Below are 15,854 nucleotides of genomic sequence, written 5' to 3'. Positions count from 1 at the left end.
GGCGCGTGGACTGGCGGTCAGGGGGCCTCGCCTGTGGCGGCCCGGACCGCTTCGATCAAGTCGCCCTGACCTTTCGCGGCCGCGACCAGCTGCTCGATGGCGTCCTGCGGCAGGCTAGCGAGGCGCGCGACGGCGGCGGCGTGCGGCGCGCGGCCCAGCTTGACCTTGAGAATGTTCCGGATCATGCCCAGGGATTCGCTCTGGGTCAGGGGCAGGAGCACGGGCTGCGGTTCACCCCTGGCCTTGCCGCTGGTCCTGGACCGTGCGGCGGTGTCATTGCGCCCAGGACTCTGCGCCGCCACGTACTTTTCCGGGTTCCGAACGGCGTCCACGGTCGCGGCGCCGAGCGAGCGCGGCTTAAAGCCCTGGGCCAGGCGCGTCCGCATCGCCTGCACCACTTCACGAATCCGCTCCGGGTGCTCGGTGACCAGCGCTTCGGCCACTGGACGCGTCACTTTCATGTCGGTCAGCAACTTCACCAGTTCCGGATCAACCTCGCCCTCAAATTCGTACGTGATGCGGGTGCCCTCCCCCGATCCTTCATACGCGACGTCACGCAGGTATTTCGCCGCGATCAGGTGGGCGTGAGCGCCGTCCAGGGTGCGCTTGACGTTGTTGGACCGCTGCCCACTGAGGCCGGTGGCTTCCCGCCAGGCGGCCATAATCACGGGCAATTCGCGGGCCAGTGAGCCGTCATCGCCCACCCGGTGGGCCTGAAGCACCCGGTACAGACTGCGCGCGGTGGGCTGCTTGAGGTCGCCCAGCAGTTCGGCATCGAGAATCTGGTAGAACCCCTCGCGAATCGATTGCGCGAAGTGCCGCGAGAACGTGACCCGCAGCGGCGCGCCGGCCTCGATGGTGCCGCCTTCCCCACTGGCGCTGAGGCTGGTGTCTCGCACCGAGATGCGGTCAATCAGGCGGCTGGTCTCGGTGGTGCCGCGGGAGCGCCCTCCAGACTGCCGTGAGACCCGCATCAGCCAGCTCACGCCCTCCAGCCGCAGCAGGCTGTCGCGCAGCCTGCTGTAGGCGTTTCCACGGGTGCCCATGGGGGTCAGTTTGAGCAGCGCGTACGCCGTGCATTCCACCGTATCGTCGTCCGGGCACCCGGCCTCAAAAAACAGCGTCTGCAGGGCGAGCAGGACATCCGGGTCCACGCCGTGTGGACGGCCCCGCGCGGCAACGCCCTGAACGTAGAAGTCACGGTCCCCAATGCTGAAGGTGGTTTCCCAGCGCTGATCGTTGCCGCTCTCCCGGTTGAGGATGCTGAAGACGCCAGACCGGGCCAGGGTCAATTCGTTGATCAACGGTTCGTTGCCCTGCTGCATGATTGATGATTATAGTGATTTAAAAAGAGAAAAAAAGATTGATTGCATCATCAAGGGCAAAAACAGACCTGCGCTGGGCGCGGGTTTTTCTGCTTCCATGACTCAAAGCTAGCGTGGATTTTTCCCTGTTAGACTCAAAGGTAGCGTGCCTTTTGACTGGTTTTGCCTCAAAGGTAGCGTGGGTCTGACTCAAAGGTAGCGTGTCATTTGCGGGCCTGAAACTCAAAGGTAGCGAGAGGTCCAGGACAGTCGGAACTCAAAGGTAGCGTGCCCAACTGGGCGATTTTGCTCCAGGTGACTCAAAGCTAGCGTGGGTGGGTATTGTGCGTTGGGCACGTGAAAAAGTCGACTCTGACTCAAAGCTAGCGATAGGCGTGACTCAAAGGTAGCGAGAGGGTGGGGAGGGCTCCAGACAGCCTGGGAGGACAGGTCTCGCCTGCAGAAAGGGTGGGGTCAGAGGGAAGGGGGAGGGGAGGCGAGGTGGGTGCCTGTGGCTTGAAGGTTTGGAAGGATGTTCAGATCAAGGAGCAGCAATTCTCAGCATAACTGGCGTTAACAGACAAAGATCTCTGATCCATTTATGACGTTCTTTAAGGACGTTTTCTGCTGGTCAGCTTTTGCAGGCGCCTGGGCTGAGAGAAGATTGAGGGTGTGAAGTCGCAGGGAAGAGCCATCTTGTCTCTGTTGATTAACGCCAGATAATTGTAGGGGCGCATATGGCGTCATGTCCTCTTGGCCGGGCGCGGGAAGGGATCGAGTATTTTTCTCGTCTCAGGCTGCACCTCTCAAGGTGAGACGACTAAAGGAAGCTCAACCACTACCCAAGAACAAAGGGATTGTGGAAAACCCGCTAGGGATTCAGGAGCTTCCTTAGCGGAAAAGGCCAGGGATGACATGCTGCGCTGTCTGGATGGGGCGGCACTGATCACCCGCGCTGGCGCGCGAGGAACGCTTCCCCCCACCCTTGATTCAATGACCAACAGATCAGAGAGTTGTCTAGACAGATTACGGAATGCCAATCCTGAACTGTGGGAGTTCGCCGTGCAGATCGCCATTCACCACGACGATCCGGCCACGCACGCGGTGGCGGCCATCGGGTTTTACAAGGCTTTGGTCCACTTGGGAGTGAAGGAAGTGCGGCGCTGTATTCAGCGGCTGGAGAAGTGGCGGCTCAAGGGACAGAAGATCGAGACGCCAGGGCGATTGCTGATGCACCTGCTCAACGAGAAGGCCAGGACCGTGACCGAAGCGAAGGCGTACCATCACCGTTTCCCTTTGAGCATCATCGGCCACGCCCTGTCGCTGTCCCACCGCTGCCCACCCCGCGAGCGGGACGTACAGGAACGGCTGTTCGGGCCTGGCCTCCAGCTCAGTCACAACGTCCTGTGGCCGTGGGACCTGACGTTCGCTCCCCTCCTCACCAAAGAACGGCGTGGATGCGGACCCGCGAGAGGAGTGAAACAGTGGCGATGGCGGGCCAGAGACGAGCACGGCACCGTGCTCGATCTCGTGCTCTGACCACATCGGGATACGGAGGCCGCTCGGACCTTCCCGGCTGCTGGGTAAGTGCGCTGTCTTGGGGGTCAGGCAGACTGACAGGCTGTTGCGCCTCGCGGGCGAGCTCGCCGGTGATCGACGCGTCGCTGCCATCAGCATCGCCCCAGCGGGTGCGCTGGGGCGAGAGGGCCTACGGACACGTCACTACCGCTGTCGCCGTGCCGGCAGGGGGAGGCCTCGCTTCAGCTGCTCGGGGGTCAGCAGCTCATCGGGAAACAGTTCGCAGCCCCGGGCCAGTGTGGCCAGACGGCGGCGCTCTGTTTCGGGGTCCCGGCGTTCAGGGAAGAGGATTTCCAGCGCGCCGTGCTCGGTGATCTTCATCGGACCTCCGGGGACCATGCGAGCGCCGGGTGGGGAGCGGGCCCTGTGATCTGGGCCGGGATGCGGGCCGCGACTCCTTCGGGTGGGGCCCTTCTCGCCCCTGCCCGCTGAGCCGGGCGGCTGCCTGGGATGCGCCGACCAGCGCCCGTTCCTTGGGGGTGCGCGGAGAGACGTTGGGCTGCCGCGTCACCCGCTGCCCTCCCCGCCGTCCGGTCCTCCTATCCTCTGCTGGGCGGCTTTCTTCTCTTTTTCATGGCGTACGTCACTGTGGAAAGTGGGATCGGGGGCTGGGATGTCACACACCTGCAAGCCACCCTGGGCCTGGCCACGGGCACGGCGGCCCAGCTCTCGGCCCTGTTCTGGATCAGTTTCACCGTGGGACGGCTGATCTCCGCGCTACTGGCCCTGCGCGTCCCACTGGCCCGGCTGGTCACGGCGGCGTTGCTGCTGGCCGCAGGCAGCCTGACCCTGGCCACCGTGCCCTCCCTGGCCGTGGTGGCCTACGCCCTGACCGGATTGTTCCTGGCCCCGGTCTTCACCACCGGACTGGTGTGGATGACCCGCGCACTGCCAGGCGGCCAGGCCCCCACGCTCGTGTTCGCGGGGGCCTTCCTGGGGCCAGTGCTGGCCGCGCCGATGATCGGCACGCTGTGGGACGCCTTTGGGCCGACGGCCATTCCGCTGTCGTTGCTGGGCATCACGGTGCTGGCCCTGGCCCTACTGGCGGGCCTGCGCCTCAAACTGCGGACATGAAGTGGGAGCAAAACCCGGCCCACAATAGGCCTCATGAGTGATCTGCATTTCCTGGGCCTCGGCGGCACGGACGAGGTAGGAGCCAGCAGCTACCTGTATCTGCTGAAGGAAGGCCACCTGCTGATCGACGCCGGGGCGCGCCCCGGCTCCATCGGGGAGGCCGCCCTGCCCCAGCTCGGCCTCCTTACCGAACACCCGCCCACCGCAATGGTGCTGACCCACGCCCACCTCGATCACGTGGGTGCCCTGCCTGTGGTCATCCGACGCTTCCCGAAGCTCCCCATTTATTGCACCGAGGCCACCGCCCGTATCGCCACCCTCGTCCTGGGAGACACCCTCAAGGTCACCACCATGCAGGGCCAGCCGCTGTTCAGTGCGGGCGACATGAAGCGCACGCTGGAACGCCTGCGCCCGGTCCCGTACTTCACGCGCGTCAGTGATCACGGCTTCGCCTTCACGCTGTTCCCCAGTGGCCATCTCCTCGGCGCAGCCAGCGTCCTGATCGAGAGCGGGGGCCGCGCCGTGTTCCACACCGGGGACGTCAGCAACATCTCCACGCCCGTGGTGGACGCTGCTTGGCTGCCCGCCGCCGTGACGCCGGTGGACGCGGTGGTCTCGGAGAGCACCTACGGCGATACCCTGCTGCCCAGCCGCAAGGAGCAGGTGCGCGCCTTCGTCACGGCCATCGGAGAAACCCTGCGCGGTGGGGGCCGGGTGCTGATCCCGTCCTTTGCGCTGGGCCGCGCACAGGAGATCACCCAGATCCTGCAGACGGCCATGGCGGGCGGCCTGCTGCCGGCGGTGCCGATCCACCTGGACGGGCTGACGCGGGGCATCACCGAGGCCTACGAGGATATGCTGCCCCTCCTGCCCGAAGCATTGCAGAACCGCAGCAAGGTCAGCAAGCAGCGGCCGTTCCTGACCGGCACCGTCAACCTGGTCAAGGACAAACGTGAGCGCGAGGGCATCCTGGCCTCAGAGCGGCCTGCGGTGGTCATTGCCTCGTCGGGCATGCTGCACGCCGGGGCCAGCCCGCAGTACGCCCGCGCGTGGTTGCCGCACGCCGAGAACGCGCTGTTCGTGGTGGGCTACCAGGACGCCGAGAGCCCGGGGCGACGGCTCTTAGAACTGCAACAGGGTGGCGAGGTCATGCTGCCCGCCGCGAGGGGGGAGGGCTTTGAGCCGGTGTCGGCCTACTCGCGGGTGGAGCGCTTCTATCTGTCGGCCCATGCGGACCGGGGCGGACTGCTGGGGATGATCGCGCGCTACGCGCCGGGCAAGGTGATCCTGACGCACGGCGAGCTGCGGGCGCGAAGCAACCTGGCGGGGTACTTGAACAGCAAGCACGACGTCGGGTTGCCGACAGCCGGTGAACTGGTGCCGCTCAAGGACAGTGGGAAGCGCCGAGGATCATTCATAAATACGGCCCCGAAGAAGCTAGAGGCCATGAAAGAACGTCATGCCCGCACCACCGTGAAGGTGCGCTATGACCCCGAGACGCACGAGGTCCGCGTCGCTTTGCCGGAGACGCTCGACGGCGCACTGTTCGGGGAAGGCGACTACACCTTGGAGGTGCTGCGCGGCAAGACCAGCCGGGTCAAGCTGCGTGAGCATGACGCCGAGGCGCTGGAGGGTCAGCGGCAGGCCGAGGAAGACCGCGCCGCCGAGGAGACCGTGGCCTAGCCGGATGCGCTACTGTCTCCCACCGATCTCCTGCGCCTCAGTCAGGCGCAGGCCCCACTCAGGGCTGCTTTTTCACTGATGTGGGCAACACGACGCTGTAAGCGTCCGGCCCGAAATGTCCGCTGAGCTTCAAGAGCAGGACGGGGGCGGGGTGCTGGGCGTTCCATTTGTGCAGCTTGGAGGTGTCGCGGTAGGGGTCGAGGGCGAGTTGAAAGGCGTCCACGCTGCTGTAGAGCTTGAAACTCCTGACATCGTTGTCGATGCGGAAGTCGAGCCGCCCTGCTCTGGCCTGATTGATATTGCTCTTCAAGAGGATGTTGCCGTTAGCAAGCGGCTCGCCGCTTGGCGTCTTGAACAACCAGTCGCTGAAGGTGGGCATGATGAGGGCGTAAATTCCATCCGGCTCAAACGCGCCCGTGAAGGTCACCTCGCCGGTGTTGCCATTGGGTTCCAGACGCGTGAAAGCTGCGCCAGCGCTGAGCTGCGGCCCTGATTGCCACAGCGACTGAGCGTACAAGTCGTTGAGGACCCGCCAGTCCTGCGTTTCCAGGATAATCCGGGCCTGTCCAGCAGCGCACGCTCCAGAGAGAACCCGTTTCCTTTCCCTGGCCCCATGTCGTTTACAGCAGAACAGGGGTACCAAGCGGCCTATCACAGCCTGCGGCGGGCACGAAAGTGAGCCGAAAAGCGGCAGTGGATTGGGTAGGGTAAGCGTGGGCTTCACTGCTTGTGCATTACACCTAACCCATCCCCTTCGGAGGTTGCATGAACCGTCTCACGTCTTTGCTGGCCCTGCTCGCAGTTTCGACGACTTTTGCCCAACCCTCTCCGGTGCCCTCCCCTGCGGACCTCGCCCGGGAGCGCGAACTGACCCAGCGTGCCCTGGGCAGCGATTACGGGCCGAGCGGCATTCAGGTCAAGCTGCTCGTCGGCCAGCTGCCGCCCCAACCGCTCGGTCCCCTGCCTGGCCTGCCCTCAGGGCGCCTGGTGGGCAGCGTGATCCGGACCAGCAGCGGTCCCGAGTTGCCCAATTCACAGACCATCTTCTTCGACAGTTCAGCCTCGCCCGCTCAGGTGCGGGCGGGCCTGCAAAGCGCCCTCAAGACCCTGGGCTGGACCCCTTTCAAAGGCGATTTTGGGCCTTCCCAGGAGGGAGGGTTCCAATCGGCCGAGGACATGGGCTCTCTGGCGTACTACCGCCTGGAGCAACTGGTCAGCTTCAGCGCTTATATCGGGCGGGCAGGAGGGATGACCCAGGTGACGCTGAATCTCAACAAGAACCGGAACCTGCGCGAAGAGATTCAGTTCCGGGAGAGATCAGACGCGGGCTCTCGGAGCAATCTTCCGGTGCTGCGGCCGCCGGGCGGGACCACGGTTCAGCCGAGCGGTGGGGGTGGGGGCGGCGGCAGCTGGAGCAGCTTCGCCTCCGTCCAGTCCTCCCTGAACGCCGTGCAACTGCTGGACGCTTACGGCGTCCAGCTCAAGGCCGCCGGTTGGATCCCGCTAAACCGGAGCACGACGGGCAAGACGGTCACAAGCCTGTGGCGTTTTGTGGACCAGGACAAGAACACGTTGACCGGCGTGCTGACCCTGCAAGAGACCGCGCCTGGGCGGTACTCGGCGCAGCTGGCCAGTCTGGCCTTCAGGAACTGAGGGCTTGCTCAGGCGCCGCATGATGGACAGACCGGAGGGACGTGGATGAGCGCAGTGTCGGAGCTGTGGCCGGTCAATCTTCCCCGCCTGGGCACGGATCCGGTCGGGAAGTTCGTGGGGTTGTCGGAGCTGTCGCAACGGATTTACCTGACGGCCCTGCGAGAGGTTGCGGGAGGTGAAGGGGCGGAGGTAGGCGAGCTGCTGCACCAGTTGCGGACGGACCGGCGAAGCCGCCACTTGGTAGCCCGGCTAGAACGTTCTTGAGGGCTTGAGCCGACTTTGGGAAGGCCCGGTAGTGCTCCAGAAATCCCGACAGAAAGTCCCCAACCCGTTGAGAGGGTAGGGCACACTGGAGGGAACATATGGGAAAGCAACGGAAAACGTGGTCATCTGAAATCAAGGAACAGATTGTGCTCGCGGTCCTTCGCGGTGAACAGTCGGTGGCGGAACTCTCCCGTCAGCATGGCGTCGCTGAAAGCCTGATTCATAAGTGGCGCACGCAGTTCCTGGAGGCGGGCACGGCCCGCCTCCTTGGCGATCACATCGATCACGGCGTCAAAGCCCTCGAGCAGGAAAACGAGCGGCTGAAAAGTCTGCTGGGTGAGAAGGAGTTGTCCCTCTATATTGCAAAAAAAGCCCGGGGTCTTTGAGCGTTCCGCAGGCCCTCGCGCTCTACACCGAGGTGCTCCAAGACCAACCTCATGTCAGCCTGTCCAGCTTCGCCCGGGACGTCGACTTGCCGTACTGGAAGCTGCGTGACGCTCGGCGTCACGTGGAGCAGGAAAAAGCGCGTCAAGCGCGACAGACAGCCCATCGTAATCAGGTGCGGGACGTCGCGTTGGCGAATCCGACCTACGGCTATCGGCGCGTTCAGCGTCAACTGGCCAGGCAGCACGGTCAGGCTGCGCCTGGCCGTCATGAGGTTCGACGCTTGCTCCAGGAATTGGACTTGATTCCAGCCCAGCCGAAAAAAACACGGCGTCCGTCTGTGCCCATCCTGACGCCCCTTCTGTGGCCCGAGGGGCGCCGGGTTCAAATTGACGCCACCCGATTCAGTCTCACGGATGGCGCGGCCTGAGTGTATGTCGTGCTGGATGTAGGAAGCCGCGCCGTGCTGCACCTGGAAGTGGTTCGCAATCTCTCAGCAAGCAGCGCGGTTACCGCGCTGCAGACCGGACTACAGCTGCTCCATAGCCACGGGGTTAAAGAAAGCATTGTGGTGATGTCGGACGGAGGGTCAGATTTCACGTCGCAGGCGTTCCGGCAGGCCTGTGAGGAGGTGGGCTGTTGGATCAGGGCGAAAGTGTCGCAGCGCGGTGGAATGGGGATTCTGGAACGGGTCAACCGAAATCTGAAATACGAATGGATCTTCCGGCAGGAGGTGCGGTCCATCACCGAACTTCGCGTCCAGTGCGGTCAATTCCAGCATTGGTACAACACGCAGAGGTTGCACTCGGCTCTTGGGTATGCCTACCCCTGGGATAAACTGATCGCGTCGGCGAAGTCTCTCTTCGCCGCTTGACGGGATTCTTGGAGCACTACCCCCTCTCCCGCCATTCGCGCCACATTGTGGGAGGGGCGAAACGGAGAGTCGGGCTGTGTCCGCATTGATTTCCCCTTCCGGCTCATCTGGATTGCGGAGTGTGCTGAACTGAACGGCGAGCAGTGGGAGCGTGAGCGAGCGGTGATCCTGTCCACCGAGATGCAGGGCAGGGATTCAAAGGCCATAGGCATTAGCTGCTGATGGTTCGGGTGGACAGTACGCCCTGCCAGGCGGAACGTGCTCGTTCAGCCCCTGGATCTCACTTGAAAGCGTGACCCTGGGCGGCCTGTGGCCCTGTCACGGACCGCAGAACCCGATATTCCGTTCCACCGCCCCCGGGATCTCTGTCCTAAGGCCAGCGGTTTTCTCGTCCCGGACACGGGATGCCACCGAAGTTCAAGATTGAACTTTTCCTCAACGACAGGTTGTGCTGACCTAAAGCCCGGCTGAGCTGGGATCTCTTTCCAGCGCCCATAGTGAAGTAGTACATCCCAGCCTCCCCGACGGGAGGCTGTCTTCAGGAGACCTCCATGACCCAGATGAACCTCGTCCGCATGTCCGAACTTGACCATGACCACCAGCTCGATCTCTCCAGCACGGGGGTCTACAACCCCCGTGACAACGACGCGTACGGCGCAAACGGTGAGAAGATCGGCACCGTCCGCGACGCCCTGGTCCTGCCCACCACCGGCGAGATCCAGTACCTGATCGTGGACGTGGGCGGCTGGTTCTCCAGCAAGCAGGTACTGATCCCCGTAGGACAGGCCCGTTTTACCGAGGACGGCGCGTCCTTCGATGGCCTGACGAAAGATCAGGCCCGCAACCTCAGCGAGTACCACGACGGCCAGGTCTATGCTGCCGAGTCCCAGATGGCTGACGAGCGGGTGCTGCGCGCGCCCGACACCGATGAGGCCACCTACCGCCGGCAGGCTTTTACGACTCCGGACACCCTGAAGCTGCTCGAGGAGCGGCTGATGGTCAACAAGGAGCGTTTCGTCGCGGGCAGCGTCGAGGTGGGCAAGCGTGTCGAAACCCGCCAGGAACAGGTCAGCGTCGAACTCGAGCGCGAGGAAGTGGTCATCGAGCGCCACGCGGTGACCGACGCCCGTCCTGTGGAAGGTGCGGTCCTGGGAGCGGATTCGCAGACCCTGCACATTGATCTAGAAGCCGAGCGGGCCAACGTCAGCAAGCAGGCATTCGTGACTGAGGAAGTCACCGTGGGCAAGCGGGAAGTGACCGACAGCCAGACCGTGACTGAGACGGTGGGCAAGGAAGTGCTGGAAGTCACCAAGAGCGGCGACGTGCAGCTGGACAGTGACGGCAAGGCCGTGACGGACGGGCGCAAGGCCTGATCCGGTTCGATTTCATGGGCCGGGCGCAGCGCGTCCCGGCCCACTTTGTAGGAGAAACCACATGAGCATTCACGACACGATTGAAAATGTGAAGGACACGGTGCAGGGTGCAGGCACCCATCTGGAGCGCAAAGCTGCTCTGGAAACGGCCAAAGCGCTGACTAAACAGCAGGCGGCCACCCTGGCGGCGTTGACCAAACAGGGCGCTGAACTCCAAACCATCCGGCAGGAACTCGGAGAGATCCGCAAGCAGCGCTCGTCCAGTGGCTTCCCCTGGGGTCTGGTGCTGCTCGCAGGCGGCGTGTACGCCCTGTACCGCAGTAATCCGGGCGTGCGGGATCAGATCAACGGCCTGCTCAAGCGGGTTAGTCCTGGAATCGAGGGCAACTTGGCCCGTGCAGGCGACGCCGTGAAGGACATGGCCAGCGACGTACTGGGCGGGAACAGCCCGAAAGACGCCCTGGGGCGTCTGGGCGGCGAGGTTGGGCGCGCGGGCGAGAAGACTGTCGATCACGCCAAGGACGCCGTGAAGGATGTCAAGCGCGACGCCGAGTCGAAAGCGGATGAGCTGAAGCGCACTTCGGATCGGCACTGAGCGCCCGCATGAACGACGAGTTTCCCGTGCTCTCCGGTGAACCCACCGTCGTGGGTGAACTGCGTCTGCTTGAGGAACGCGCCGCGGTGCAGGTGGTGCGCGAGCAGGTCGGCGAGGTGAGTATCCGCAAAGTGCTGACCGAGCGGGAAATCACCCTGCCCGTCACCCTGACCACCGAGACCCTCGAGATCTCGGTGCGTGAAGGCACGGGCCGGGCCTTTCTGGGGGATCAGGCGCTGCTGCCCGGCCAGACCTACACGGTCACGCTGGCCGAGGAGCGTGCGGAAGTCCAGAAGACCGTGGTGCCGCTGTATGACGTCACCCTGACCAAACGGGGCCAGACGCATATCCACGAGGAAACCCTGACGCTGCGCCGTGAGGTGCTTGACGTGCAGGGCGATCCGGCCCTGATTCACGAGCTTGACGTTTCTGACTAAGCCTTTTTCTTTTTTCCTCAAGGAGTTCCATGACCCTGAATGCTGACGCCCTGTCCCACCGCCTGTCCTGGCGCGGTGTGGTTGCTGGACTCGTGGTGGGCCTCGTGTCCACCTTCACCATCATCGCCCTGGGCACCGTCATTACGGCGCTGACGGGCCTGACCCTCTCGGGCGTCGGCATCGCCGCCGCCATCTGGACGGGCATTGCGGCGCTGGTAGGGGCGTACCTGGCTGGACTGACTGCCGTACGGTCTGCTGCGCCCGCCACCCGCAACGAGGACGGCATCGCCGCTATGACCCATGATGACGCCACGTTGACGGGGCTGGTGGTTGGCAGCCTGCTGATCTTGCTGACCACCGTGTTTGCCGTGAACAGCGCCTCCCGCCTGGTGGGCACCGCCACCAATGTGCTGGGGACCGTGGCCGGAACGACGGCCACGGCCGCGGGTGCAGCTGGGGCAGCCGGTGCGCAGGTGCCCGGCATCCAGAACTTCTTCAACACCATCACGCCGGCCGACGTTGAAGGACTGATCGCTGACAACACCGATCTCAACCAGGCGCAGGTCAGCGCCACCGCGAACGTGGTAACCGGCATCGTGCGCCGCGCCAGCAACGATCTGGGCGACGTGGACCTGGCCAATATCGGCGACTTCGCCCAGGCCCGCGTGGATTCGATCAAGAAGGCGCTGAGTGGCCCGCAGTTCGTGACCCGTCTGGAGCGCCAGGGGCTGAGCAACGCCCAGGCCACCGAGGTGCAGAGCGAGATCAATCAGTCGGTGGACCGCATTCAGCAGCAGGCCGATCAGGCCGTCAAGAGTGCCGAGTCGGCGGCGCGCACGGCGGCGAGCACGGCGGGCTGGGGCTGGTTGCTGGCCGCGGGTCTGACCTTGCTGGCGAGCATCTTTGGGGCCAGGAGTGCGGCGACGCACCGCGCGATTGCCCGCACGCCGATTCGTTAACCCAGAGGTCAACGCAGCGGCCCGACATGACGTCGGGCCGCTTTCTGGTGGAGAGAGGTGGGGTCTGTTGGGATGTGGAGCGCTGGGGCAGCCGTGTCATTGGCCCTTCCCCTCATCCCCTGGACTGCGTTTTTCCCTCGATCTCCTGCTCGGTGATCTCATGCTCGACTGTGTCTTCTTCGAACATCTCCTTCTTGGCCCGCGCCACAGTGTCCGGATTCTTGGCCTGCTGCGCTTCCTTGGCCGCGTGGCTGTGACGCTGGAAGAAGACCAGGGCCAGGACCACAGCGGCCAGCGCGCCGCCAAACTGCAGGGTGTCCAGGGGGTTGTCCCAGCGCACAAAATGTTCTAGGAAGGTCACGGCCAGGATCACGATCACCACGCTGACGATCTTGTCCTCGAGGTCACTCAGGGTTTCCACACCCAGTGAAACGGTCAGGTTCAGGGGCGCGATAAACAGGCTGTAGAGCCCGACGCCGATAATGTAGAACACCACCGCCTTGAGCATGGTGGCGACGATCTCCAGAAAAGCGATGGTCAGTGGCGTGGCCTCAAACTTGCCGTCTGAAACGGCAAGAATCGCAGACCAGATGCCGGTGCCGGCCTGAATCACGCCGATTAGGAACAGCGCGACGGCCACCAGCATCACCGAGACCACCGCCAGCAGGACGATGAAACGCGACTGGCCGATGGCCCGGCTGAAGGGGGTGAGGGGGCGCTCGTCGCTGGGGGTGGGGCGTACAGTCATGACTCTCCTCGGAAGACGCCCACGGGCAGGCATGGGGCGTGCGGAGCAGTGTAGGGATCGGCAGCGGCAGCCCGTTAGGGCCGCCACTTCACCAAGCCCTGAACGTCATCGTTCACCGGGCGTGGCGTCAGAGCTCTTCCCTGCTCAGCTGCGCGGCCCGCTAGCGGGCGTGCTCCGCCAGCTCCTGCCGTCGGGATGAGTCTGGGGATTTTCATGGGGGACTGCGCTCGGCGGAGCGTCTGGTTGCTCCCAGCGGGTGAGGTGCTGGAGGCCCGCCAGGCTCAGGCGAGACTGACGTGGAAACCCAGCCGGGTCAATTCGTCCACCCAGCACTTCCTGGCCCAGGCCATGCGCTCCGGGTCCGCATGATTGAGCACCACCGTTAGGCCCGTGCCGGACACGGGATGAGGGGTTGGCCCGTACGTCGCGGTCACATCCTGAAAGCCGGCCTGAACCACTGCCTCAACAATCGCTTCGAGCTGTTCCGCAGTGGGAACCTCCTGGACCAGGATGGAATGGGGCATCTGGTCAGGAGAGGACACGGGAAATTGTGAACGTGAGGCTGGAGCCAGGGGAGTCCTCAGCTCAGCAAAGGCCCCTCATCGTGTGGGGCGATGCCTGGCGGCCTGACGTGGTACGCCTTGGCTGGTATGCCCGCAGCCAGCAGATCATCGAAGGCATCCTCGTGACCTCTGCATCTAATGGTCACACGGCCTGATGATTCAGAGCAGGCCAGCCTTTTCAATCCATTCTCTGAAGATTACGCCAAGGTTCAGCAAAGCTCCACCGCAGCCTTTAATTTCCCACGGTCAGACCAATCACTCTAAATTTTGGGGTGGAGGCAACATGACCCGACTTAAAGGCACTGGTGGGGGCGGGGGCGGCACCTGGCTGCTGATCCTGCTGATCATCATCGTTCTCTTCCTGCTGGCGTACTTCCTATACCTCAAACCGCAGGGCATCCTCAATCTGGGCTTTATCTAAAGCGCCCGGCGGTTCCTCCTTCTCCGTTTTCAACCTCTTCTTGGAGCGTAACCCGTGATTAAAGGCAAAGACATTCTGGGACGGCACATCGTCACCCTCGACTCCGGCCAGCGCATCGACAGCGTGCACGACCTGATCTTCGATCACCAGGCCAATGAGGTCCTCGGCCTGCTGGTCGACGAGGGCGGCTGGTTCCGCGCCGCCAAAGTCGTGCCCTTCGAGATGATCCGCGCCATCGGCGAGGACGCCATTATGATCGACTCGGCGGACCAGGTCACCACCACTCGTGACGATGGCCGGCTGGCCGATGTGCTGGACAGCAAGATCAGCCTGATCGGCATGGCGCTGCTGACCACCGACGGTCAGGACCTGGGCAAGATCGCCGACGTGTACTTCGACGAGACGACCGGCAAGGTGGAAGGCTACGAGACCACCGGCGGCCTGTTCTCGGACCTGAGCAATGGGCGAACCTTTGTGCCTGCCCCCGATGCTGTGCAGATCGGGACGGACACCGCCATGGTGCCATTGTCCGTGGCGGCCGCCATGCAAGAACAGGAGCCGGGCGGCCTCAAGGGGGCCTTGAGCAGCGCCGGTGACTCGCTCAAGGGCGTCTACGAGAACATCGCCGACGCCACCAAGGAACGCCAGAAGGAATACGCCATCGGCAAGACGGCGGGCGGCGACCTCACCCTGGACGACGGCACCGTCATCGTGAGCAAGGGTGAGACCATCACTGCTGAGCAGGCGGAGCAAGCTGAAGAGAACGGCAAATTGACGGCCCTGGCCACAGCAGCGACGGGCGGAGCGATCTCCGACGCCTACGGCAACATTGCCGACGCGTCCAGGGAACGCCAGAAAGAGTACGTGGTGGGGAAGGAGGCTGGGGGTGACTTGCTGGCCGAGGATGGCTCCACCATCGTGACCAAGGGCCAGATCATCACCGCCGAGCAGGCCGAGCGCGCCGAGCGGGATGGCAAGCTGGGGGCGCTGGCCACCAGTGCCACCGGGGGCGTGATCGTGGCCACCTACGGTGACGCCAGGGACCGCGTGCAGGGCAGCTTCGAGGACTTGCGCGGGGCCACGGCCGAGCGCCAGAAAGCTTACGTGGTGGGCAAAACAGCCAGCCAGGACGTGATCACCGACGCGGGCGAAACGATTGTTTACAAAGGTGGCGTGATCACCGAGTACCAGGCGGATTACGCCGAACAGACCGGCAAGCTGGGCGCCCTGACCGCCGCGGCGCTCGCGGGCAGCGTCCAGAGTGCGCGGGCAGGAGACCGTGTGGATCCGGGCAGCCCCGAGGCCGCCATTGGCCGCCGCGCGAAGAGCGAGGTGCGTGGTCCGGGCGGCAGCTTGGTGGCCGCGCAGGGCCAGATCGTCACAGCGGCCATCGTGGAACGTGCTCAGCATCTGGGCGTCGCGGACCAGTTGCTGGCCGCCACTGGCGTGCGCCAGACCCAGTCTGGCGGCACCGACACCCGCGCCGCCCTGGCCGGAGGGCTGGAGAACGTGTCGAGTGGGGCCAGCACCCTGCTGGACCGCGCCAAGGGCTGGATTGGTGAGCGCCGGGAGGATGCCGGGGCAGCCCTGGAGGAGCGTCAGAAGGCCGCCCACGAGCAGAAGATCAAGGACGCCCTGGGCCGCCCGGTCAACCGTGTGATCCTGGCGCCCGACGACAGCATCATCCTGAATCTGGGCGAGATCGTGACCCACAAGGCCGTGGAGCTGGCCACCCAGGGTGACGTGCTGGACATCCTGTTGGACAGCGTGAGCAAGGAGACGCCGGACATCAACCCGCTGGACAGCCGGCCCGACGAGCACGGCAAGGGCGCGCTGGAGAGCCAGCCAGACCTGACACAGCACACTGTCGCTGACGGGACGACCTCCACCGATCCCAAGCCACAGAGCTAAAGACGCCTGCCTCTGACCCCCTTCATGCAGGGG

General features: G+C 64.1%; 18 protein-coding genes. 13 read left to right on the top strand and 5 right to left on the bottom strand.

Annotation, left to right across the window (positions count from 1 at the left end):
- Positions 1-17: 17 nt before the first annotated feature.
- Positions 18-1,325: a replication initiator protein A gene (locus FHR04_RS12105; protein ID WP_139403656.1), complete on the bottom strand. Its 1,308-nt coding sequence runs from the start codon at positions 1,323-1,325 to the stop codon at positions 18-20.
- Between the two features lie 1,041 nt (positions 1,326-2,366).
- Here FHR04_RS12105 and FHR04_RS12100 point away from each other — a divergent pair.
- The gene (locus tag FHR04_RS12100; protein ID WP_139403654.1) at positions 2,367-2,843 is read left to right on the top strand and encodes a hypothetical protein; all 477 of its coding nucleotides are present in this window, start codon (positions 2,367-2,369) and stop codon (positions 2,841-2,843) included.
- A 183-nt stretch (positions 2,844-3,026) separates the two neighbouring features.
- Here FHR04_RS12100 and FHR04_RS20995 read toward each other — a convergent pair whose 3' ends face one another.
- Positions 3,027-3,203 carry a hypothetical protein gene (locus tag FHR04_RS20995; protein ID WP_170213940.1) on the bottom strand — a complete coding sequence of 59 codons (177 nt, stop codon included), beginning with the start codon at positions 3,201-3,203 and terminating at the stop codon, positions 3,027-3,029.
- 252 nt (positions 3,204-3,455) lie between these two features.
- Here FHR04_RS20995 and FHR04_RS12095 point away from each other — a divergent pair, with 252 nt between their 5' ends.
- Positions 3,456-3,956, top strand: coding sequence for a hypothetical protein (locus tag FHR04_RS12095; protein ID WP_139403652.1), 501 nt, complete (start codon positions 3,456-3,458; stop codon positions 3,954-3,956).
- Positions 3,957-3,989: 33 nt separating this feature from the next.
- Positions 3,990-5,639: an MBL fold metallo-hydrolase gene (locus tag FHR04_RS12090; protein WP_139403650.1), complete on the top strand. Its 1,650-nt coding sequence runs from the start codon at positions 3,990-3,992 to the stop codon at positions 5,637-5,639.
- Between the two features lie 58 nt (positions 5,640-5,697).
- Here the strand turns inward: FHR04_RS12090 and FHR04_RS12085 are convergent, their stop codons facing one another.
- Positions 5,698-6,363 (bottom strand): hypothetical protein, encoded by a 666-nt coding sequence (locus FHR04_RS12085; RefSeq protein WP_139403649.1) that lies wholly within the window; start codon positions 6,361-6,363, stop codon positions 5,698-5,700.
- Between the two features lie 41 nt (positions 6,364-6,404).
- Here FHR04_RS12085 and FHR04_RS12080 point away from each other — a divergent pair, with 41 nt between their 5' ends.
- The 8 genes from FHR04_RS12080 (at position 6,405) to FHR04_RS12050 (ending at position 12,178) form a co-directional block, all read left to right on the top strand.
- The gene (locus FHR04_RS12080; RefSeq protein ID WP_139403647.1) at positions 6,405-7,292 is read left to right on the top strand and encodes a hypothetical protein; all 888 of its coding nucleotides are present in this window, start codon (positions 6,405-6,407) and stop codon (positions 7,290-7,292) included.
- 362 nt (positions 7,293-7,654) lie between these two features.
- Positions 7,655-7,942 carry a transposase gene (locus FHR04_RS12075; protein WP_139403645.1) on the top strand — a complete coding sequence of 96 codons (288 nt, stop codon included), beginning with the start codon at positions 7,655-7,657 and terminating at the stop codon, positions 7,940-7,942.
- Positions 7,939-8,370, top strand: coding sequence for an IS3 family transposase (locus FHR04_RS21425; protein WP_249039101.1), 432 nt, complete (start codon positions 7,939-7,941; stop codon positions 8,368-8,370). Before FHR04_RS12075 ends, FHR04_RS21425 begins: the two co-directional genes overlap by 4 nt.
- Complete coding sequence (locus FHR04_RS21420; RefSeq protein ID WP_249039100.1) at positions 8,371-8,814, top strand: integrase core domain-containing protein; 444 nt, start codon at positions 8,371-8,373, stop codon at positions 8,812-8,814.
- 551 nt (positions 8,815-9,365) lie between these two features.
- A complete protein-coding gene (locus tag FHR04_RS12065; RefSeq protein ID WP_139403643.1) occupies positions 9,366-10,187 on the top strand; it encodes a PRC and DUF2382 domain-containing protein in 822 nt (273 codons plus the stop codon).
- A gap of 61 nt (positions 10,188-10,248) precedes the next feature.
- On the top strand, positions 10,249-10,782 hold the full coding sequence (locus FHR04_RS12060; protein ID WP_139403641.1) for a YtxH domain-containing protein: 534 nt from the start codon (positions 10,249-10,251) through the stop codon (positions 10,780-10,782).
- 8 nt (positions 10,783-10,790) lie between these two features.
- Positions 10,791-11,219 (top strand): YsnF/AvaK domain-containing protein, encoded by a 429-nt coding sequence (locus FHR04_RS12055; RefSeq protein ID WP_139403639.1) that lies wholly within the window; start codon positions 10,791-10,793, stop codon positions 11,217-11,219.
- Positions 11,220-11,248: 29 nt separating this feature from the next.
- Positions 11,249-12,178: a hypothetical protein gene (locus FHR04_RS12050; protein ID WP_139403637.1), complete on the top strand. Its 930-nt coding sequence runs from the start codon at positions 11,249-11,251 to the stop codon at positions 12,176-12,178.
- 112 nt (positions 12,179-12,290) lie between these two features.
- Here the strand turns inward: FHR04_RS12050 and FHR04_RS12045 are convergent, their stop codons facing one another.
- Entirely contained in the window at positions 12,291-12,926 is a 636-nt protein-coding gene (locus tag FHR04_RS12045) for a YqhA family protein (protein ID WP_139403635.1), read from the bottom strand.
- 281 nt (positions 12,927-13,207) lie between these two features.
- Positions 13,208-13,450 (bottom strand): hypothetical protein, encoded by a 243-nt coding sequence (locus FHR04_RS12040; protein ID WP_139403633.1) that lies wholly within the window; start codon positions 13,448-13,450, stop codon positions 13,208-13,210.
- Between the two features lie 322 nt (positions 13,451-13,772).
- Here FHR04_RS12040 and FHR04_RS20990 point away from each other — a divergent pair, with 322 nt between their 5' ends.
- Positions 13,773-13,910: a hypothetical protein gene (locus tag FHR04_RS20990; RefSeq protein WP_170213939.1), complete on the top strand. Its 138-nt coding sequence runs from the start codon at positions 13,773-13,775 to the stop codon at positions 13,908-13,910.
- A gap of 54 nt (positions 13,911-13,964) precedes the next feature.
- The gene (locus tag FHR04_RS12035; RefSeq protein ID WP_139403632.1) at positions 13,965-15,821 is read left to right on the top strand and encodes a PRC-barrel domain-containing protein; all 1,857 of its coding nucleotides are present in this window, start codon (positions 13,965-13,967) and stop codon (positions 15,819-15,821) included.
- Positions 15,822-15,854 lie beyond the last annotated feature (33 nt).

This window comes from Deinococcus radiopugnans ATCC 19172, from assembly GCF_006335125.1.
GTDB classification, from domain to species: domain Bacteria; phylum Deinococcota; class Deinococci; order Deinococcales; family Deinococcaceae; genus Deinococcus; species Deinococcus radiopugnans.
Note: the sequence above shows the minus strand (reverse complement) of the source record. Positions and strands in the feature narration are given on the sequence as shown.